14 protein-coding genes are annotated in these 20,465 nt (G+C 59.8%); 5 read left to right on the top strand and 9 right to left on the bottom strand.

All coding sequences use genetic code 11. The annotated features are described in order from the left end of the window. Entirely contained in the window at positions 1-378 is a 378-nt protein-coding gene (locus tag AC07UC_RS13840) for a response regulator transcription factor (RefSeq protein ID WP_181180019.1), read from the top strand. A 183-nt stretch (positions 379-561) separates the two neighbouring features. After that, positions 562-2,259: a tetratricopeptide repeat protein gene (locus tag AC07UC_RS13835; RefSeq protein ID WP_494906314.1), complete on the top strand. Its 1,698-nt coding sequence runs from the start codon at positions 562-564 to the stop codon at positions 2,257-2,259. Positions 2,260-2,586: 327 nt separating this feature from the next. Here the strand turns inward: AC07UC_RS13835 and AC07UC_RS13830 are convergent, their stop codons facing one another. Beyond that, positions 2,587-3,099, bottom strand: coding sequence for a hypothetical protein (locus AC07UC_RS13830; RefSeq protein WP_494906313.1), 513 nt, complete (start codon positions 3,097-3,099; stop codon positions 2,587-2,589). 140 nt (positions 3,100-3,239) lie between these two features. Here AC07UC_RS13830 and AC07UC_RS13825 point away from each other — a divergent pair, with 140 nt between their 5' ends. From AC07UC_RS13825 to AC07UC_RS13815, 3 genes are all read left to right on the top strand, one after another. Continuing rightward, positions 3,240-3,905, top strand: a complete 666-nt coding sequence (locus AC07UC_RS13825; RefSeq protein WP_140774370.1) for a response regulator — start codon at positions 3,240-3,242, stop codon at positions 3,903-3,905. Beyond that, positions 3,902-5,320 (top strand): sensor histidine kinase, encoded by a 1,419-nt coding sequence (locus tag AC07UC_RS13820; protein WP_494906312.1) that lies wholly within the window; start codon positions 3,902-3,904, stop codon positions 5,318-5,320. Before AC07UC_RS13825 ends, AC07UC_RS13820 begins: the two co-directional genes overlap by 4 nt. A 174-nt stretch (positions 5,321-5,494) precedes the next feature. After that, entirely contained in the window at positions 5,495-5,641 is a 147-nt protein-coding gene (locus AC07UC_RS13815) for a hypothetical protein (RefSeq protein ID WP_494906310.1), read from the top strand. On the opposite strand, the gene AC07UC_RS13810 is transcribed toward AC07UC_RS13815, so the two are convergent. From AC07UC_RS13810 to AC07UC_RS13775, 8 genes are all read right to left on the bottom strand, one after another. Next, positions 5,642-8,803, bottom strand: coding sequence for an efflux RND transporter permease subunit (locus AC07UC_RS13810; protein WP_494906309.1), 3,162 nt, complete (start codon positions 8,801-8,803; stop codon positions 5,642-5,644). Then, entirely contained in the window at positions 8,800-9,912 is a 1,113-nt protein-coding gene (locus AC07UC_RS13805; RefSeq protein WP_494906308.1) for an efflux RND transporter periplasmic adaptor subunit, read from the bottom strand. The genes AC07UC_RS13810 and AC07UC_RS13805 overlap by 4 nt, the downstream gene beginning before the upstream one ends. A gap of 787 nt (positions 9,913-10,699) precedes the next feature. Continuing rightward, on the bottom strand, positions 10,700-12,208 hold the full coding sequence (locus tag AC07UC_RS13800; RefSeq protein ID WP_494906307.1) for an MltF family protein: 1,509 nt from the start codon (positions 12,206-12,208) through the stop codon (positions 10,700-10,702). Positions 12,209-12,366: 158 nt separating this feature from the next. Continuing rightward, positions 12,367-12,747, bottom strand: a complete 381-nt coding sequence (locus AC07UC_RS13795; protein ID WP_494908934.1) for a BA14K family protein — start codon at positions 12,745-12,747, stop codon at positions 12,367-12,369. 413 nt (positions 12,748-13,160) lie between these two features. Next, entirely contained in the window at positions 13,161-13,922 is a 762-nt protein-coding gene (locus tag AC07UC_RS13790) for a YbaY family lipoprotein (RefSeq protein ID WP_494906305.1), read from the bottom strand. Between the two features lie 126 nt (positions 13,923-14,048). Continuing rightward, positions 14,049-14,963 (bottom strand): helix-turn-helix domain-containing protein, encoded by a 915-nt coding sequence (locus tag AC07UC_RS13785; RefSeq protein WP_494906303.1) that lies wholly within the window; start codon positions 14,961-14,963, stop codon positions 14,049-14,051. 166 nt (positions 14,964-15,129) lie between these two features. After that, the gene (locus AC07UC_RS13780) at positions 15,130-15,555 is read right to left on the bottom strand and encodes a L,D-transpeptidase (protein ID WP_494908933.1); all 426 of its coding nucleotides are present in this window, start codon (positions 15,553-15,555) and stop codon (positions 15,130-15,132) included. 310 nt (positions 15,556-15,865) lie between these two features. Further along, positions 15,866-20,110: an autotransporter outer membrane beta-barrel domain-containing protein gene (locus AC07UC_RS13775; protein ID WP_494908932.1), complete on the bottom strand. Its 4,245-nt coding sequence runs from the start codon at positions 20,108-20,110 to the stop codon at positions 15,866-15,868. Positions 20,111-20,465 lie beyond the last annotated feature (355 nt).

Raw genomic sequence — 20,465 nt, 5'->3', positions numbered from 1 at the left:
GTGAAGATTGCGATTGTCGATGATGATGTGTCGGTCCGAAAAGCGCTTGCACGTGTGCTGACCGCGGATGAAATCGAGACGTCGACATTCGCCTCCGGTGCCGAGTTTCTGGATTCGTTGCGTGAACAGATTCCCGATTGCCTGACGCTCGACCTGCAAATGCCGGGAATGAGCGGCCTTGAAGTGCAGCAGGCGCTTCGCGATGCCGGTCTGTCTACCCCCGTGATAGTCATCACCGGTAACGATGATTCCACCGTCGTCAAACGTACCCTCGACGCAGGCGCGATCGCATGCCTGGTCAAGCCGGTCGACCTGGGCCTGCTGCTCGACGCCGTCCAGCGTGCCGTTGCTGGAATCCGTGCAAAGCCGGTTGGCTGATCGAGTTCAAACGCGGTTCAATTGAACTGCGGCTCCTCTCGTCACGAAGGATGGACCAAGGTCCAGCTTGGCCCCGATTTGTATTCGGCAGAAAATCTGCCGTGGCGAAGTATCCCATTGGATGGACTTCAACACCTACGCCAGTCAATTCGCTGAACACGCAAGAAAGTCGAGGGACTTGTTGTGGAAGCTGACGGCAGCGATCTGGACACCTCGACCGTCGAGCCGACGGTTACATGCGAAGAAGCGCGTGCCGAATTGGCGCGATTGCTTTCCGATCCACAATTTCATTGCGCCGACCGCAACAAGCGGTTCCTGCAATTCATTTCGGAGGAGCTATTCGAAGGACGCCAAGACTCGATCAAGGCCTATACAGTAGCCGTGGATGTGTTCGGAAGGCCGGCCAGTTTTGATCCAGGAATAGATCCAATCGTTCGTATCGAGGCGACGCGCCTGCGCGCGTCGCTGTCTCGCTATTATGAATTGAACGGCCATCGGCATGACATCCACATCGATCTGCCGAGGGGACGCTATGTTCCGGATTTCGTCAAGGACAGAAGGTCGGCAGGCGGTGCGAACACCGAACCAGAGGCAGTTCCGGATCCTCCTGTCTCGGTTCAACAACCAGATCCCGCCTTTCGCCAACCTTACCCAAACGGCCGGGCGAGATGGTCGGCAATCGTCCTTGGCGTTGTCGGCGGACTTCTGCTGGGCGGCACGCAACTGATCTCTTTCTTGCATGTCCCCAATCGACCCGAAGCCGTATCGGATCAGCCGACGGTCGCCATCAGCACCATGGCAACCGACCGGGCAAACGGTTCCGAGGCAGGGCAGTTGCGTGACGCGGTTACAGCGGCTTTGTCACGCTTTCAAACGCTGCGTATCTCGACAGAAAACAGCTCCGCGGAGGAGAACGCCCGATATGGGATCGTTCTCAAATACGATTCATCGAATACCCTTCCCTACCTGTGGTGGCAGGTCGTCGACAAGATCAGCAACGAGGCACTTGCCACCGATATCGAGTATGTGTCCAAGGACAGCCCCTCCTGGACCGACCCGTCGAATCGCTTGATTGGTAACCTTGCGAACCGGATCGCGGGCGACACCGGAATCATACATACGGCTCTGGTCAACGCCGAACTGGCCAAGCCATCGCTTGGCAATGGCTGCGTCCTGCGCGCGCATATGGCGCTGAAAGCTGCCGACAGGCCGTCGCTTGATGCCGTCAGATCATGCCTGGTCAAGACGATCGAACTGCGCCCGAACGATGCTGACGCCTACGCCATGCTGGCGATGGTTCTGCTCGCGTCTTCGGGCTGGGACAAGGATAACGATCCGACCGCTCGGGCCCTCGACCTGGCTGACAAGGCCGCGGCCCTGGAGCCAGATTCGGTCCTTGGCGCCTTCGCCCAGATGATGGCTCGTTACAGGAACGGCCAGCCGGATGCCGCGATCGCATCTGGCCGGCGAGCCATGGATCGCAACCCCTTCGATGCCGCGATTGCCCTGAAGCTCGGCGGAATCCTGTTCCTGACCGGTAGATGGGACGAGGGCATTTCGCTGTTGAGTGGAGCCGACGGCACTCAGGACGACACAATTCTTGCTTTTGACGCCTATCGACGTGGTGCCTACGATGAGGCGCAGCGCCATCTTCAGCAAGTTCGCGCTTCGGGTTGCTATCTGACCGAAGTGGTGTGGATTGCAACACTCGGCAAGGTTGGACGAACAGAGGAAGCGGCTCAGCATATTGCGGCACTGCGCCGGGTACAGCCGCGCTTCGAGGAATCTGTTTCCGACGCGATGACGTCTCGTTCAGTGGCACCGTCTCTCGCTGAATCCCTGAAGTCAGGGCTTGAGGCGGCAGGCCTGCATCCTCGCTAAGACCGAACATTTAAGCGGATCGCCGTCGATATCGCGAGAGCGATCGACCTGGGCGAGGAAAAGCGCGGTCAATGGTAATGGTGCGCCCGCTGGGTCGACGTCCCCTATGGGAAATCAATACTTTAGCGGATGGTTCGCCAACCCATTTCCTTCGAACGCGGTTTCTCCTCCTTCCACAAAAGGGTCGATAAACTCGTGACGAACGCGGCTGGTTTTGGCCGGAAGCGGTCAGTCCGCTTTCGGGATGAAGGTGATAGAAGCTGCCGTTCAATTGTCGATCAGAGCGGTTGGCGGCGCGGAGAAACTGCTCCGCGCCGTCGAAGAAGCTTATCGGTCGGGCGCGCCCGGAAAGGTTGCCGCAACTTCGTGTCCGTGTAGCCGGTCGAGCAGGCCGCGCGGGCCCGGACGCGGTGGCCGCAGGCTTTCAGCCCTGCCGTCAGCATGGACGAGCAGGTCGCCATGAAGGAAGCCATCGTCGAAATGGCCTTGGACGGTCAGAGTTTCGCCGGCAGCGACCAGCTTGCCGCCCTCCCCTGCGCGGCCGGTTTCAACCAGCGCACGGCCGCTGCCGTCATCGATGACGAACTTGTTGCCGAAGATTTCGGCCACTTTGCCTTTGACAGCCACGGTACTGTACGGCGCGAGGGTGGCGATGGTTGTCGGCTGCATCAAGATCACGTTGTCGCGCGGCGCCGCCAGTATGGCCGCGCCTGCTCCGGCAACCAGTCCGACTGCGATCAGTCCGGCGGCGAACAAGCCGGTAAGATAGGGCCTGCGCCCATGATGGGACGGCGGGAGGGCAGCGGTCGCCTCATGGGTAGTTTGGGATGTATCAGTCATATTGGGCACCTTCAGTTGCTGTGGAATGCCGTCGGTTTTACACCTCCGCCTGGAACCGAGCCTGAACCAGGCCGTTCAGCTTCGGTTCAGCCGCAGGGCCTAGCACCGACGCCAACGCGCGTGGCAGGGAAGTCAATGAAATGAAGGTGCTGCTCGTCGAAGACGATGAATCGATCGCCAGCCAGCTGGGCGAAGCGCTGCGCGACGAGAATTTTGTTGTCGACATCGCCCGCAACGGCGAGGACGGCCAGCATCTCGGTGACACCGGCGCATACGATGTCGCGGTTCTCGATCTTGGCCTGCCAAAGGTCGAGGGCAAGACGGTACTCAAGGCCTGGCGCGCGGCTGGGCGTAACCTGCCGGTGCTGATCCTGACGGCGCGTGACGGTTGGTCAGAAAAGGTCGACGGGTTCAAGGCCGGCGCCGACGACTATCTGACCAAGCCGTTCCGGACCGAGGAACTGATCATGCGGCTGCGCGCCCTGGTTCGCAGGTCAGCCGGCCATGCCCAGGCGAAAATTGTTTGCGGTCCACTCGCCTTCGACGCGCAACTCGGCACTTTCGAGCTCGACGGGCTGCCGTTGAAACTGACGGGACTTGAGTGGCGGGTCCTTTCCAGCCTGATTTTGCGGAAGGAGGTCGTGGTAACTCGTACCAATCTGCTCGACCGTGTTTATGATGGCGATGCCGAGGTCGAATCCAATTCGTTGGAAGTGATCATTGCAAGGCTGCGCCGCAAGATCGGCCACCATCACATAGCCACGGTGCGAGGTCTCGGTTATCGGCTGACGGCAGACGAAAAATGACATGGTTGCCGCGTTCACTGGCCGGCAGATTGCGGCTTGCGGCGATAGTCGCTGTTATCGCAGCACTGCTGATTGCTGGCATCGTCATCGCATTCATCCTGCAGCGTTTCGTCGTTGGCCAGATCGACCAGCGTCTGGACGCACAGATTTTCGCCGTTGCGTCAGCCTTGCAGCGCGATGGCGAAGGCAGGATGACCGTGACACCTGTCTTGAATGGGCCACCCTACGATCGTCCGCAGTCGGGATGGGTATGGCAGGCATCCGGACCATCCGGTGACGCCGTCTCGGCCTCGCTGGCCGGTGTTGGTCCCGTCAAGCTACCTGCCGTCGTCCCAGGCCACTTCGATAATTTTGTTGGCTTCCGGGACTGGTTTGGGCTGCTGCGTTCGCTCGGGCGACCAAGAACCGCCGAAGGAGCGGGAGCCGGCGGCGAAATGCTCCATTGGCGTACTCTTGAAGTGCCTTTTGGGACGGAAAGGGTGACCATCGCCGCAGGAGCCCCTTTGCGCGCGATTTACGGACCCCTTCGGGAAGCGCTGCTGCCCTTGGCGCTGGCTCTGTTAACGTTAGGCTTGCTGTTATGCGGCGCTCTCTTCGCGCAAGTCCGGCTTGGCCTTCGTCCCCTTGCCAGCTTGCGAGAGGGGCTCGCCGATATCCGCGCAGGCAGGCGAAACGCGCTGCCAACTGATCAACCCAGCGAGATCGGCCCGTTGGTGGAGGAAGTAAACAGTCTGCTTGTCGACAATGCCGAAGGCCTGGCACGCGCCCGACGCCACGTTGCCAACCTGGCGCATGGTCTCAAGACACCGTTGGCGGCACTAAGTCTGGCCTTGGAACCACGACCCGCAAGGGCTTCGTCTGATGCGATCGTGACATCTGGTGCTCTAGGAATGCGCGATCAACTCGGCTTGATGGAGCGGCTGATCCGCCACCATCTGGCTCGTGCTCGCGCCGCTGCACTTGCCGGGCCCGCCCGGGCCAGTACGCCTGTTCGCGACAGGCTGTCCGACCTCACCAGCATGATCGCCAACATTCATCGCGAGCGCGCCATCGGCTTCGAGATGTCGGCGATGTCTGACTTTGCCGTGGCTGTCGAGACACAGGACTTCGACGAGATTTTCGGCAACCTCCTCGACAATGCCTGCAAATGGGCTCATTCGCGCGTCGCAATTTCGGCATCCAGCGACGATGGCAATGCCACCATCACCATTGAGGATGATGGTCCCGGCATCGACGCGGCCGCGATGCCGGAAGCGATGCGCCCTGGTCGGCGCATCGATGAGGCGGCTCCCGGTCATGGATTCGGCTTGCCGATCGCGGCCGAGCTTACCGAACTTTACGGTGGACATCTCAATCTCTCGCGACGTTCGGAAGGAGGTCTCCGGGTCGAAGTCCGGCTGCCGAAAGCCCTTTGAATCCAACTGTCGTCTGATGTCTGCCGGCGACCAACGGAGTGCCCATCGCCAAGACAAGGATAGGCTTTGGCATGGCGTGCAGCCCGGGCCGCCAGCCAGTCGAGCAGCATCATGCCGATCAGGAACAGATAGACGTCAAGACCACTCGAAACGCCCGCAAGGGCGTCCGTGGGCGTGATCGCAGCCACGAGGATCGTGGCGACCGCGACGGCCCATACCCGCTCCGGCCACGCCAGGGAGCGCGGGATGACGCCCGCCGTCGCCATGCAGGTGACAGCCCAAATCAGCACGTTGGTCGAAAATGTCAGCGAGTATCTTTGATCATGCGGCCGCCGCCACGGGCCGCGGGGTCGTACGCAGTCGATCGAGCGTCAGATAGATTACCGGCGTCGTGAACAGTGTCAGGATCTGGCTGACGATCAACCCGCCGACAATCGCATAACCCAGCGGTTGGCGGATCTCGGCACCCGAGCCGTGACCCAGCATGAGGGGAATCCCGCCAAGGATCGCGGCCATAGTCGTCATCAGGATTGGCCTGAAGCGCAATATGGCGGCCTGGCGTATGGCTTCCACACTGGTGGCGCCCTGCTGCTCGGCCGTGATCGCGAAATCCACCAGCATGATGCCGTTCTTCTTCACGATGCCGATCAACAGGATAACGCCAATCATCGCCACAAGGCTAAAATCAAGGCCGGCGGCCATCAGCGCCAACAGCGCCCCGAGGGCCGCGGAGGGAAGCGTGGACAGGATAGTCAGCGGATGGACAAAGCTCTCGTAGAGCACGCCAAGGATCAGATAGACGACGACCAGCGATGCGGCGATCAGCAGCGGGACGGTCGAAAGCGACTCTTCAAAGGCCTGCGCGCTACCGGCAAACGCGCCAGTCAGCGTCGATGGTGGCTTGAGGTTCCGGAAGGCCTCATTCACCGCGGCAGTTGCCGTTCCGAGCGACGCCCCGGATACCAGATTGAAGGAGATGGTGGTCGCCGGAAATTGCCCCTGATGATTGATCGATACTGGCGCGACCGTGTCGGTGGTCCAATGCGCGATGTTGCCGAGCGGGACAAGAGTGCCGTCGGCCGCTTTGACCGAAAGGCGGTCGAGTGTCTGCAAATCGTGCTGAAGGTTTGGGAGCACCTCCAGAACCACATGGAACGTATCGGTCTGCGTGGTGAACTGCGCAACCTGCCGTTGACCGAACGCATCATATAGGGTGTCGTCGATGGTCTGAGGCGCCACACCGAACAGGGACGCGGCGGCGCGGTCGATTTTCAACGACAATGTGGGGGCGACTTTCTGCAGATCACTGGCAACGTCAGTGATCTCGGGAATGGATTTTAGTGCCTCGGCGACTTTCGGCGCCCAGGTCCCCAGTTCGGTGACATCGCTGTCTTCAAGGGTAAACTGGTACTGGGTTCGTGCCGGCCGGGCGCCGATGTTGATGTCCTGCGCCGCCTGCATGAACAACTGAATACCTTCGACTTTCGCCAATTCGGGCTTTAGCCGCGCGATGACTTCTTGTGCGGTCGCGTCTCGCTGGCCGATCGGTTTCAGGGTGATGTTGACGTGCCCCTGGCTGAGCGCATTGCCGCCATTGCCGCCGCCGATGTCCATGAACACGCTGTACACGGCCGGATCTTTCAAAACGACGGCGCTGAGGCGCTCCTGCAGTTCAACCATTTTCTGATACGAAACCTCAGGCGCGGCCTGCGACTGAGCGCCTATGAAACCGGTATCCTGGTTGGGAAAGAACCCTTTGGGAATGATGATGAAGAGCCACGCCGTCGCCGCGACGGTTGCCCCGAATATTATGAGCGTGACCACCCGGTGCCGGAGCACGACATCCAAAGCGATCGCGTAGCCATCTTGCAGGGCACCGAATGCCCGCTCGCTCCAGAGATAGACGCGACCGTGCTTCTGCCCTGATGCCGGCTTGATCAGCCGAGCCGCCATCATCGGCGTCAGCGTCAGCGACACGATCGTCGAGAGGACGATGGCCAAGGTCAAGGTGATGGCGAATTCCCTGAAGAGCCGTCCGACGATGCCCCCCATCAGCAGGATGGGAATGAGCACGGCAACCAGCGACAGGCTTATCGAAATGATGGTAAAGCCGATCTCGCGCGAGCCACGCAACGCGGCAGCGAGCGGCTCTTCCCCGTCCTCGATGTGCCGACTGATGTTTTCCAGCATGACGATGGCGTCGTCGACGACGAAGCCGACCGCGACCACCAGGGCCATCAACGAAAGATTGTCGATACTGTACCCCAGCAGATACATCGGCGCAGCCGCACCCAACAGGGCAACGGGCAGCGTGATGGTCGGAATAAGCGTCGCACGCAGGTTGCGCAGGAAGATGAAGATGACCATCACCACAAGAGCGACGGTGATCAGGAGCGTGAACTGAACATCGTGCACCGATGCGCGGATGGTCGTTGTCCTGTCGGTGACCAGAGCTAGCTTGACTGACGGCGGCAGGGAGGCCTGGAGGTCCGGCAGGATTTCCTTGACGCGGTTCACGACCTCGATGACGTTGGCGCCGGGCTGGCGAAAAACGTCCACGGCGATGCCGCGCTCGCCATTGGTCCAATGGGCCATCTTGACATCTTCAGGACCTTTGACCGCCTGGCCTATATCGCGGATCCGGATGGGACCGCCATCCCTGTAGGCGACGACCGCGTCGCTCCACCCGGCGGCGTCGGTGATCTGGTCGTTGTTGTAGATGGGAAAGGTGCGGGTAGCGTCATCGATGTTGCCCTTGGGACTGCTGACGCTCAGGCCGGATATGGCCGAGCGAACATCCTCCAGCGTCACCCCGGCAGCGGCGATCCGGCCGGGATCGATGGAGATCCGGACCGCCGGCTTTTGCCGGCCTCCAATGTTGACCTGGGCGACGCCCTGCATCTGGCTGATGCGCTGGGCTACACGCGTTTCGATCAACTCGTCGACATCGATCAGGGGAAGCGTGTCCGAGGTCGCGGAAAGCTGCATAACCGGCGCGTCGGCGGGATTGACCTTGCGAAAAGTCGGCGGCGCCGGAAGATCTTTCGGCAGTTGCCCGCTGGCGGCAGTGATCGCGGCCTGGACGTCACTTGCCGCCTGATTGATGTCCCGATCGAGTTCGAACTGGACGGTGATCTCGGTCGATCCCAGCGAGCTCGACGAGGTCATTTCCGTGACGCCGCTCACCTTGGATAACTGGGTTTCAAGCGGTTGGGCAACCGACGAGGCCATCGTATCGGGAGCGGCTCCAGGCAGACTTGCCGCGACCTGGATGGTCGGAAAGGAGATTTCGGGCAAAGCAGAAACGGGTAGCAACGGATATGCGACGCCGCCAAGGAACAGCACACCCACCATCAGCAGGGATGTCGCGACGGGATGCGAGATGAAGTAGGCCGAAATCCCGCCAAGCCGCGACTGCGTGGCCGCCTTGACCTGGGGAACATCCTTCGATCTGGATTGAGTTTCCTCAGCCGCCGCCTTCATGGTTGTGCCGCTGATCCGGATGCTGCAACAGCTTGATCCGCGGACGGGGTGACCTTGCCTGGTCCCAGAATCTGGACAGTTGCCCCATCGGCAATCTGCCCAAGTCCGTCAAAGACGATCGTGTCGCCTTCCGAAAGCCCCTTCGTCACAATCGCCATGCCGTCGGTGGTCACACTGACGATGACCGGGTGCTTGGCTGCCTTGTTTCCACGCCCAATCACATAGGCCGAGAGGCCATCGGTGCCCCGGGCCAACGCTTTGTCGGGAACGACAACCCCCTTTTCGACGGCCACAACAAGACGTGTGGCAACCGGCAGGCCGGGCCAGAGTGTGCCCGACTTGTTGTCAAAGCTTGCGCGCAGCCTGATGGATCCGTTCGACGTATTCACGATGTTGTCCATCAGTGTCAGTTTGCCCCTCGCCAGCACGCGGCTGCCGTCGGTGGCGATCGCCTCGACGTCGGCAACGTTGTTCTTCAGGGCGCTCTGGATTTCGCCAAAACGGTCACCAGGGGCAACAAAGACCACGCTTATGGGGTCGAACTGCGTGATGGTCAGCAGGCCATCGGTGCTGCTCTGGCTGACCACGCTGCCGACGCTCGCGCTCTTGAACCCGGTCCGGCCGCTAATAGGCGCACGGATAGTGGCATAACTCAGTTCCGTCTCGGCACTGCTGATTGACGCATCATCGGCGTCAAGCGTTGCCTCGAGCTGCTTCACCATCGCGCGTTTGCTGTCGAGATCCTGGGACGAAACCACCTTCTTGTCAGCCAAGGTGGAATAGCGATCGAGGTCGGCCCGGGCATTGTCGAGCAGGGCCTGGTCTTGGCCCTTCTTGGCCCGAGCGCCATCCAAGGTTGCTCGGAGAGCACGTGGATCAAGGCGGATCAGCACATCACCTGCATTGACGACGTCCCCCTCGGTAAAATCGATCTCTTTCACAGCACCGTCGATGCGCGGGCGGATGGTGACCGATTGAAGTGCTGTGACAATGCCAATACCGGCGACCACGCGGGGCACCGTGCCTGCTTTGGCGATGACTGTTGTGACGGGGATGGGAACGGGCGGCGATGATGGCGCGTCGGCAGCCTCGGCCGATGAAATCACCATATCTAAAAGCGATTGGTGACAAGACGGGACTGCAGCTACGGCCACACTGACCAACCAGACCGGTACAAACCGCCTTAGCGACATATTTTTGGAGCCCCCGAACGACCTTGGCCTAAACAGTAGAGTGGGCGAAATGTTCCGCAGCGGAGCAAGTGTTCAGGCTACCGGCCCTACCAAAACCCAGCGTGAACCGAACCGTTCAGATTCAGTTAAGGGAAGCACTCGCGAATTAGCGAGGACCGCCAGCAATGCCGGGCCAAGATGGGGATCATAAAGCAACATCAGATGTTGTTGCGCAGTGGAACCAACACGCGCCGGGCGGCTTGGTGGAAAGCCTCACCGGTCGCATTTGGGCGCGAAAATGTCCGTACTGCCTGTAGTCGAAGATGAGGCGCTGATCTTGCTCGATATAGAAAACCGCGCGGACCGAAGTGGGATGAGGCTGCCGCGTCATAGTCGATGAGTTCGGTAACACCTTTGCAATCCGCGCGGATACCGATGCTGCGGCTCCGTGGGTTCTCTCCGCTAGTCACCTCAATACGCAGTCCGCGGGAGGACGCTGCGACGGCGTCCTCGGCGTGATGGCGCGACTGGAGGTGATCCGGGCATGCAACGACGCGGCAGTCGTCTCGCGCAAACCGCTGGTGGCCGTCAACTGGACGAACGAAGAAGGTGTCCGTTTCGCCCGTATGGTCTGGCGAACCTAAGGACGATGAACGCGACTAATTGCAGGAGCGCCCAAGGACCGGCATGCAGGCTCCGGGGAAATCTTCCTGCTTGAAGACGGTCACTTCGATTCCTTGGCACCTGCGTCGGATGAAGCATTGCCGCCATCGGCGCGTGCCACAAGCCGTTCGGCATACATCGAATAGGCGACGTAATATTTGTAGATGTTGGCTACGTACTGAACCGTCTCCCTTCCGACGACCTTTGCGGCTCCGTTTTCGACATTGCCGAACCAGATATCCGGGTTAAGTCCCATCTCGCTTGCCGTCCTCCGGAACTTCCGGAGATTCCCGGGTCCGGCATTGTAGGCGGCAAGGGTCAGCAGCATGCGGTCCAGCGACTTTGGCTTGCCGTCGGCCAAGTAGGTCTCGTTGAGGTGTCGCAGGTACTTCGCACCGGCCTCGATGTTGCGCTCAGGGCTCTCGGCGATCCCCGTGATGCCGACTGCCTTGTCAGCGGCGGTCGACGGCAGAAGCTGCATGATGCCGACCGCGCCGCGCGGGCTGCGCTGGCTCTGGTCAAGCTGCGATTCCTGGTAGCCTTGGGCAGCGAGCAGCAGGGGGTCGAAATCATACTGCCCCGCATAGGTCCGGAAGAGCGCCAGCAATGCCTGGAACTTGGCGATGTCCGCCGGTGCATAGGCGCGCCGCACCATCTTGTCGCTTTGGTAGTAACGCTTCTTGAGGATGTTGCCGAAGGCCGTGCCAACCCTGTGTTCCCTGACGAAGCCGGCGAGCATCGCCTTCAACTTCGGGCTGTCCTTGCGGATGCCGAAGGCGAGGTCACCGCCGGTCGAGATCGCCATGTCATCATGTATTTTCAGTTGGTCGAAGACCTTGGCCCAGATCAATGCGTTGAAATGATCTATGACGGCCCATGGCAGCAGGCCGGCATTGACCATTTCCATGATGTCCTCGTCCTCGAGATTCTCGTCCATCTCCTTGACGACGATCTCCGGCTTGCCGGCGGCCTTGCGCTCGGCATTCAGCGCAAAGAGATGCTCATAGTAGCTGCTGGTCCTGCGGACGTAGACGTCCTTGCCACCGAGATCGTCCAGCGATGCGATTTGGTCGGCCGCCGGTCCGGTCACCAACACCTCCTTGACACCGCTGGCCAGCGGAGCGGAGAAATCGATGATCTCCTGGCGGGCTGGCGTTATGGTGAGATCGGCCGCGATGACATCGCCGCGCCCGTCGTTGAGCGCCGCCATAAGATCGGCCCGTGCCACGGGCACATAGGCGATGTGGATGCGCTCGATCTCCTTTTTACGGCCCTTGTTCACCCATTTACCGAGTGCGGTTCCCAATTCAACCGCCGTGCCTAGCTGCTCGCCACCGTCGATGAAGTAGATCGTCTTCGAGTAAGGAACGAGAATCCGAATGACACGGTGCTGCTCCATATTGTCCAAATCGCCGAGCCAAGCCGCGACAGGCGGATGCCGCAATGTCCCTTGTGCGTGCGACATGGAGATAGCCCCGAGCATCAATCCCAGGGCCGTCAGCAACAAACCTGCGGTCAGCGCGGCAAGATGGGAAACGCCTTTGGCGCGCATGAAGGGATGGATAGTCATTGATGGAATCTCCGATTCATCGGCGGACATCCACCAATGAAGACCGACGTGTTGTGTCTGACGACAGAGCAAGGCTGACGGCCCGTTGAAATAGCTGGCCATCGCGATACGACAAACGCAGCTTCACTGCCGCGCTTGTCGTGTCGGGTTGCGAAATCTCAGTAAGGCGAGACGCACTGACGCCGCGGACCGTCAAGCGGTTGGTACGTGTTGTCGGACACTCTGAAGGATTTGTATTGATTCACGCACCACTGCACGTGTGCGCTGCTTGACGTTCCAGAATTTCTGATCGCTCCGCCGATAGCTGCTCCAAGGCCGAACGCAGCAAGCGGATACCACCACCCGTTGTGCCTGCGATATCCGGGACGATAGTGATTTGAACCATGATGGCCGTTCCAATAGCCTGGCCGGCCAGGCCGCAATACCGGTCCTGGCCGGTGTTTGCCGGGTCTGAAATGGGGGCGCTTGTGCCTGATCTCGCGAGTGGCTCTGGCCGGGACAAGATCGGACGTTATCTGCGGCCTGATGTTCACGGCCATGGGAACGGCGTAACTGGGGAAGGACGTCAAGGTCACCGCGAATGCAATTTGTAACGAAACGAACTTTGAAAACAGATGCTTCATCTTTTCATCCTTAGTCGGCACAGCACAAGGCTTTCACGTGGCAGAGTGACAGGGCCACCCATTGCCATCAGTTATCGCTTCGCAATAGCTGTCCGGAATTTGTGCCGTACAGATAAACATCCACGATGACGACAGACTAAAGCATGCCCGAAAATCGTATATGCAAATATCGATATGCTTAGGATACAATCGACGGCATCAGAAGTATCCTTTCGTAAATTTAAGTGATCGTGAATCTTGACTATTGCTTCCAGATTGAAGCCGCTCGGTCCGAAAATTTTGTCGACCGCACGGGACGATGCGCCCGTCCCTTGACCGCAGCCGCAGGTTCACACCTGTACGAGGCGCATGACGCTATTGCCGGCACCGTCGAGCAAAAGGAGCTTGCGTTCCCGCGGGAGCACCTGGAAACTTCTTGCCTTGCCGAGCGCGACAAAGAATTTGTGCTCTTGGTCCATCACGGCCGGCGTGCATGCCATATTGGTGGCGGCGATTGCTCCGAAGCTGATGGAAGCCCCCTCGATCCTTGCCCGCCCTGTCAGCCTGTTGCAGCCGCCATTGCCGCTGAAGCTGCCGTCAGGGTCGATCTCCAGGGTGGACCGCAGACGATCAATTACGCCGCCGCCCTCAATATCTTCCGCCAGCCAACGCCCGGATGGTGGTTCTCGTTCTTCCACCGCATTGCGGATTCTCTCCACCAAGATGTCGGCACCGTCTAAGTCGTCGCCAAGGACGGCGTGGCGTTTCGTATTCGTGAAGAGAAGGCGTCCATCGACCAAGATCCGCGCCTGGAGCGCGTAGGACCGGCCAGGCCTGATCGCTGAACTCTCGAATCGAAGCTCGAATGGGATTGGGCTTCCAGTCGCCCCTTCGACCCGTTGCTCCGCAATGATCGATGCCGGAGCATCAGCCCGTGATACGTCGACCAGCTTTATTTCGACGAGTGTTCCCGACGGAAGAGCCAGGCGCTCCCGATAGACGACATTGCCTCTCAAAATCCCGTTCTCCGAACCTGCCTGAGCCGACGCATCAACTAAGGCTCCTCCCGCGACCAATATGCCACCGGCAGCAAGCACCGCCGCGAGGACCATTCTCCTGCTGCAGGGCAGACGCGCTAATGCACGGGGCGAAGTATGATTACGGATGTGCGAAGCGGAAATTACCGTTCTCCCTTGAAACAAGCTTGGTGGTATTGCGCATCGCGGATGCGGACCATCCTATCGCGCGCTTTCTCGCCGGAAGGCCGCCGGAGTGGTCCCGGTCACGCCGCGAAAGGCGCGGGTCATATGCACCTGATCTGAAAAGCCGCAATGTTGGGCGATGAAGGCGATGCTGACATCCGTTTCCGCAAGGAGCCTTCGCGCCTCGTCTATCCGGCAGCGGATGAGAAACTGGTAGGGCGTGATACCGGTTTCGAGCTTGAACAAGCGCACGAAGTGGTCGGGCGTCATTCCGGTGTCGGCGCTCAGTTCCTTGAGGGTCAACTTCTCTCCCAGGCGAGCATGGACGATTTCGCGAATCCGCTCGATACGCCGACTGCCGAGCCGGCCAGGAGAAGTCGATTGCGTCTGCCGCATGGCGTTCGACGAATGCCGCCTCAGCAATTGCGCCGCGACCGTGTAGCTGACGCTCTCGACAAAGATTGCCGACGATCTTGGATCGCCCGCCATCTCGCCGCGGATCGCGTAGGAGAGCTGTTCCAGGAAAGGATCGAGGACGGCCATCCTGGGAATGATCTCGACATACCCGGGATCGCCGACATACATGGCGGCCGCCACTTCGTTCACGACGGAGCGACGAATGTAGAGATGCGTCGTCTGGGCATTGGACCGGGATGTTATGTCCAAGGCAAGGTCGTTGGGTATGATCCATATCCCGCCGGGCCTCGCCCGAACGTCATGGGCCTTTTTCTTCACCGTGATGTTCGCGTCGATCCGACCGGCGCCGACCAGGGAAATGAGGATGTCTGGTTTGGCTGAGAAGCTTCCAGCATAAGGCGTCTCGGTTTGCACGGACATGAAAGCTTGCGACCAACCCAGTTTGGTGCTCGTCCGATGTACCTTGAAGCTATCGAGCTCAACAAAGCCATGCGTTTCACTGGCCGAAAACTCGGTAGTCTGCTCGCCCCACATACAGCAATTCATCCCCTTTTGGCGACCGAACCCAAAATGCGGTCCGCAATCAAAAACGGCTACCGTGCTGTCTATGCACCCTGCTTCAGGCCGACTATCCAATTCGCGCAAGTTTGTTCAAAAAGATGTCTTCCCACCGCTGAACTTATTCACCCGATGGGGAGTTTTATTCAACGAGAACGCGCGCGCCAATCGCGACCTGACCATAGAGATCGATGATATCTTCGTTGATCATGCGGATGCATCCGGACGATGCTTCAGTTCCTATGCTCCACGGCTCCGACGTGCCGTGAATGCGGTAGAGCGTGTCCCGCCCATCCTGGAAAAGATAGAGAGCGCGTGCGCCGAGCGGATTGGCCGGGCCTGGCTCGATGCGCTGCGGCAAGCCGGGAGACCGTGAATGCATGTCATCGGTAGGATACCATGCAGGCCAAGCCGCCTTGCGACCGATAGAGGCCTTGCCTTTCCAGGCATGTCCGGTCCCGCCAACGGCAATGCCGTAGCGTCGCACGGTGCGTTCGTCTTCCACGAAAGACAGCTGTCGGTTCTTCGTATCGACGATGATGGAACCGATCTCGGCCGGCGCGGGCATGGTCAATCGAACGGGCCTGAACTGAGAAGCGAATTTCGATCGGTCGACCGGTCGGATCGGGAACGGCTCCTGTGCATAAGGACCTTCGGCGCCCGACTTCGCAATGGCCAAATCGGTGGGTTCGGAAATGCACCCTGACAGCAGAGGCAGGGCGAGAACCAGGAAGGAACGCCGATCCAGGGCTCTGGTCTGCATGTCTGACCTCATGTGGGGACGACCTGCCCGACGATGGTGGGCAGGTCGTTGATCGCTGGGAACGCGAGCAGACCGGAGAGATGACCCGTGCGCCCATCGATCATCATGGCGGCGGTCACCAGTTCACGCGAACGCCGACATTGCCTTTGAAGCTGTCACTGTCGCCAAAATTCTCCAGCGACGTATTGGCCGACACCTCGCCGAAGAGGGCATATTTGTCATCATGCCAGCTATAGCTGCCGCCTATGCCGATACCGCCCCACAACCGCTCATTCCGCGTTGCGAATTTCTCGCCGTTGGTATCGATCTGGGTACCGTTGAGAAACTCGTAGTACAGATTGCCGATCCCGTAGAACGAGGCTCGCTTTATCTGACCGGATTGGTCCTTCCAGCTGTTCTGACGCTCAGCCGCGAGACCGAGACGACCTTGGAGACTCGCACCGTCGTCGAGCGAAACGTCCGCGCCAAGCTGATCCGTGAAGCTGTCGAAATCCACATGCGAGTAGGTCAGTTGCGCCTGGGGCGTAATGGCCCAGGAATTGCCGAGCTCAATACGCTTTCCAGCTTCGATCGAGAATGCATAGCCGAATGCACCATTGTCCTTGACCATGCTACCCAGAAGATTGGAACTCAGGTCGCTGTCGTACCAGGTAGCGTTCGCCTGAGCGTCGACGTAAACTCCACTCACCCTATACCAGGTCAAGGAGGCGCCTATGCCCTTGCCGGTCGTGGAGATATCGCCGCCGCCGGTGATCGATGCGACATTCGTGGAGACGGTGCCGTACTGTGCATTGACGCCACCGATCAATTTTCCGTCTTCGTTCTCCGCGAGCATGCCGTCGACGCCAGCCTGGAATTTCCACAGGTTCTGGTCGTAGCTCATGCCGCTGGTGGTTTCGCTTGGCACGAAATCGTTGTGGGCGGCCTCGACACGAGCCCAGATGGCGCTCTGGTCGATGTGCCGGCCATCAGAGCCGAGATAGTAGCCGGCTTGCTCGTCGTTGACCGCACAGCGGAAATTCTGCGACGCGTCTTTGCAGAATACCGTTTCAGGCGCCTCCGCCGGCTGGTTCCAGTAGCGGTTGCCAACGCGCTGCTGCAGGGTCGGCAGTTGGTTGAAGCCGAGCAGAGCTCCCGGATAGGATTCGTATATGGGCACGCCCGGCGCCGTGATGAGGACACCGTCCGCGAACTCGGTCCTGAGATACCAGTCGCCGTCCTGTGAATCCTGCTTGCCATTCTGCTGTAGCGTATAGCCCCAGGCACCCTGGAAAATGACCTCCTGATTCCGGATGACATAGGGACTGTCCAGGATGAATTTGCCGTCGGATTGCCCGTCGACCTGAACCACCATGATGCCGTCGAGAAGCGTCTGCTCACCGATGCCGTCCGTGTTTTCGATATGGATGAGCGTGGTTCCGAGCGTGTTTCCTCCGACATGGAGCAGGTCGGAAGATGAGCCGTCTGTTCCGAGGTAAGTATTCATGAACAGCGCGCTGTCGGTGCCCGAATAATCGCCGGCGACAGTCAGTGTCTTGTGAATACCTCCGTCTCGCGTAAAGAAAACGTCCGTGCCGGCGAGCGTCAGCTTCGTGACGTTCGAATCGGCATTCATCGTCCATTTGGTACCGGTGAGGTCGACATTCGATGTACTGCCGGCGGCAGTGAGCATGCGGCCGGTCAGATCCGAACCAGTCGCCGAGAAGTCGACAATGGTATTCCCAGCCACATCAAGGAGCCCGTCAGAGCCGATCGCCGTGACGTCCGTCAGCGTGAAGCTGTTGGCGTCGCCGCCATCCGCCTTGGCTGCCCAGCCATTCACATCGATTTTCGCCTCCTTGGCAATCACCTTGCCGCTGTCCTCTGCGAGCAGACCGGTGCTGCCGGAACCTGATAGCGTTATGTCTCCCGTGGTATCGAGAGTGCCGGTGTTACGGGCGATAAAGCCCGTCGCTCCCGACGCATCGGAAACAACGTTTGCGCTGTTCGTGAGCTTGGTATTGGCGTCCGGTGCGCCGACCGGACTCCCGCTCAGGCCGTGCTTCTGACCGTCCACCACTCCGGCCACGGTGTCGGCGGCATCGAGATTGAAGATGGTCGTGGCATCGGAAGTGCCTGTCGCGCCGCCTTCGATCACCAAAGCCGTGGCGCCTTGGCCGGTCAGATTGAAGGTCGTCCCGCTCGTGTCGACGGTCGTGCCGGTTCCAGTCCCGACGATACCCTTCGAGTCCTTGCCGCTTGCGGTGACCACATAGTCGCTGCCGTCGAACTTCGCTCCTTCGGCGATGCGGAAGAGAGTAGAGCGCTCAGTGCTGACCTCGAATTCGTTCACCGACGTGTTGATCGATGCGCCCGCGCCATAGATGAAGAAGCCGATCTGATCGGTGCCCTCGGAGAATTGCGGTGTCGCGTTGTCCGTGACATTGACCACTGCGTTGCCATCGACGCCACGGGCATGGACGCCGATCGCGCCGTCACCCCTGAGGATCAGATCGCCGGAAATGTCGGCATAGGCTGTCCCCGCACCCGTTCCTTCCGCCCAAACGCCATAATTGCGTGTGCCCGAAGTCGGATCGGCGCCGCCAGCCACGGTGATCGGCCCGGTCGATTCGACACCTGCATTGGCTCCGTTGGCGAGTATCTTCAATGCCGTGGCGTTGGTACCTTCGACCGTTATCGCGCCGGAATTCTTGATGCTTCCATCGGCTCCTGCCGCGTCCGCGCCGACATTGCGCACGAGATAGCCCACATTCTCGCGAGGAACGCCGGCGACCGCGCCCTTGACGGTGATCGCGCCGCTATTGTCGACCGTTGAGCCGGTCGCGCTGTCGACCTTGAGGCCGACCGCGCCTTGGGTCTGGGTGCCTATGACGATGTCACCCGCATTGGTCACATCGGCAGCGCCAGTAACGTTGATGCCAACCAGATTGCCGCCGAGGTTGAGCGCGACATCCGCGGCAGGCGCGTTCGGATCGTCCTGTTCGCCCCGGCCGATATAGATCGTGCCGTTTTCGGTATTGGTGAAGGAGCCGCCATTCACATTGACGCCGATGGCGGAGACGTTGGCGGAACTCGCCTTCGTGCCGACGTTGATGATGCCGTCATTCGTCGTCGCCGAATTCGTGGCATTGATCGCCGTACCGCCGGCTTCCTGGTTGATTATGTTGTTATTGTCGTAGCTCGAGTCGGCGACCGAGACGCCGTTGCTGTTGGTGCGCGAATTGATCACGCCTTCATTCGATCCGGTGCTGCCGCCGGTCAGGACCGCCACCGTACCATTGGTGTTGTTGACGGTTCCGTTGTTGACGATGTGCGCGCCCTCCTCGGCGCGCTGAACACCTCCGTTCGCGCCGTTTACGTCCAACACGACCCCGGACGCTATGTTGGCGCCAGCGTTCGCTCCGATCGCCTTCATGACGGTGCGCGTGCCAACCGGTTCGAAGATATCATCAGGCTGCGGCGGCAGGTCGTAGCTGTATTGGACGGTGCCGGACTGAAAATTGGCGCCGGCAGCGATCAACTCGTCGTACTTGGCCTGGATCTGCGCCTGACTGGCACTGGATCCCAGACCAAGGCCGTTCAACTCGACCAGGTCGACGAGCTTGTCGTTGAACGCCTGGAACGTGGCGAGATCCTCGATGAGGAAGTCGGTCCCGTCTGGAAGCGAAACCGTCGTGGGCCATCCCGCCAGCACATTCGACGATGTCGATACGGGAACCTCGCTTGGCATGGTGGCGCCATGCAGGTTGATGCTGTTACTCGAGGTCCAGTTGATCGTGCTTTGCGCGCCGCCGGTTCCATCCGCCTGGAACAGGGTCGTCTGCTTGGCGGCCATGTCGATACCGCCGTCAATATCGACATTCAGTGTACCGCCCGACGATTCCACATCGCCGATCCGGGTATCGATATACTGGTTGTCCTGCACGGCGACGTATGTCTGGATCTGCCGGTCTCCCAGGGCCGGCCCCTGGAAGGCACTCGATTTGTATACGTTGATCGTGCGGTCGGTGCCTGTGATCTCGTCGTGGAAATTTGCCGGATCGTTCTTCGGACCGCGATCAAGCACGATGTCGTTGAGATACTCACCGCCGCTGTCGATGGGAAAGGTATTGAGCGGCGCCGTGCCGTCGCCGCCGTCCTGACCAGGGGCAATCGAGGAGCCATTGCCGGTAAGGGTGACAGTGTCCCCGCCTGTGACGGTGACGGGATTCAGATTGTTGTTGGCCGCATTCGTGCCGGAACCGCCATTTTCGTCAACCGTCGGATCATAGGGCTGAAGCTCGCATTCGCCTCCCACGACCGCACCGCCCTTGCCGCAATCCGAAGCCCATGCCTGCCCCAGGGGCGCGGCGAGTACCATCACGATCGCGGAAACCGCAACGCCGGAAAGCAGAAGAGGCTTTCTGGAACGGTGACGCAATGCGACGGCAATCGAGCGCGTAGAGTTTCGGAAAATGTTTCTATGCAACACTCATGCCTCCAAATCTGCCACAACCCAGGCAAGATGGAAGCAAGTTCAATTGATCACCGGATTTTGTCGCTGCCAATATCGATATTTTTAGTACAAAATCGGCAAGCTTCACGCTTTTGAATGATAAAATCCGCTTTAGGTTTATGATAGTTGAAACTTTAGAGAATTACGAAATAGCGTCTAGCGCGATCATATCTTCGTCAATCAGGATAAATACGCCAATCCAATTACTCAATCGGCGATA

The organism is Mesorhizobium sp. GW821-FHT04C10, from assembly GCF_059420305.1.
Note: the sequence above shows the minus strand (reverse complement) of the source record. Positions and strands in the feature narration are given on the sequence as shown.

What these genes read in the sequence shown, in the direction of transcription:
- AC07UC_RS13800 (WP_494906307.1), bottom strand. Translation starts at nt 12,208, where the DNA reads ATGACTATCCATCCCTTCATGCGCGCCAAAGGCGTTTCCCATCTTGCC.
- AC07UC_RS13795 (WP_494908934.1), bottom strand. Translation starts at nt 12,747, where the DNA reads ATGGCCGTGAACATCAGGCCGCAGATAACGTCCGATCTTGTCCCGGCC.
- AC07UC_RS13810 (WP_494906309.1), bottom strand. Translation starts at nt 8,803, where the DNA reads ATGAAGGCGGCGGCTGAGGAAACTCAATCCAGATCGAAGGATGTTCCC.
- AC07UC_RS13780 (WP_494908933.1), bottom strand. Translation starts at nt 15,555, where the DNA reads ATGCCCGCGCCGGCCGAGATCGGTTCCATCATCGTCGATACGAAGAAC.
- AC07UC_RS13805 (WP_494906308.1), bottom strand. Translation starts at nt 9,912, where the DNA reads ATGGTGATTTCATCGGCCGAGGCTGCCGACGCGCCATCATCGCCGCCC.
- AC07UC_RS13785 (WP_494906303.1), bottom strand. Translation starts at nt 14,963, where the DNA reads ATGTGGGGCGAGCAGACTACCGAGTTTTCGGCCAGTGAAACGCATGGC.
- AC07UC_RS13820 (WP_494906312.1), top strand. Translation starts at nt 3,902, where the DNA reads ATGACATGGTTGCCGCGTTCACTGGCCGGCAGATTGCGGCTTGCGGCG.
- AC07UC_RS13830 (WP_494906313.1), bottom strand. Translation starts at nt 3,099, where the DNA reads ATGACTGATACATCCCAAACTACCCATGAGGCGACCGCTGCCCTCCCG.
- AC07UC_RS13775 (WP_494908932.1), bottom strand. Translation starts at nt 20,110, where the DNA reads ATGGTACTCGCCGCGCCCCTGGGGCAGGCATGGGCTTCGGATTGCGGC.
- AC07UC_RS13790 (WP_494906305.1), bottom strand. Translation starts at nt 13,922, where the DNA reads ATGGTCCTCGCGGCGGTGCTTGCTGCCGGTGGCATATTGGTCGCGGGA.
- AC07UC_RS13825 (WP_140774370.1), top strand. Translation starts at nt 3,240, where the DNA reads ATGAAGGTGCTGCTCGTCGAAGACGATGAATCGATCGCCAGCCAGCTG.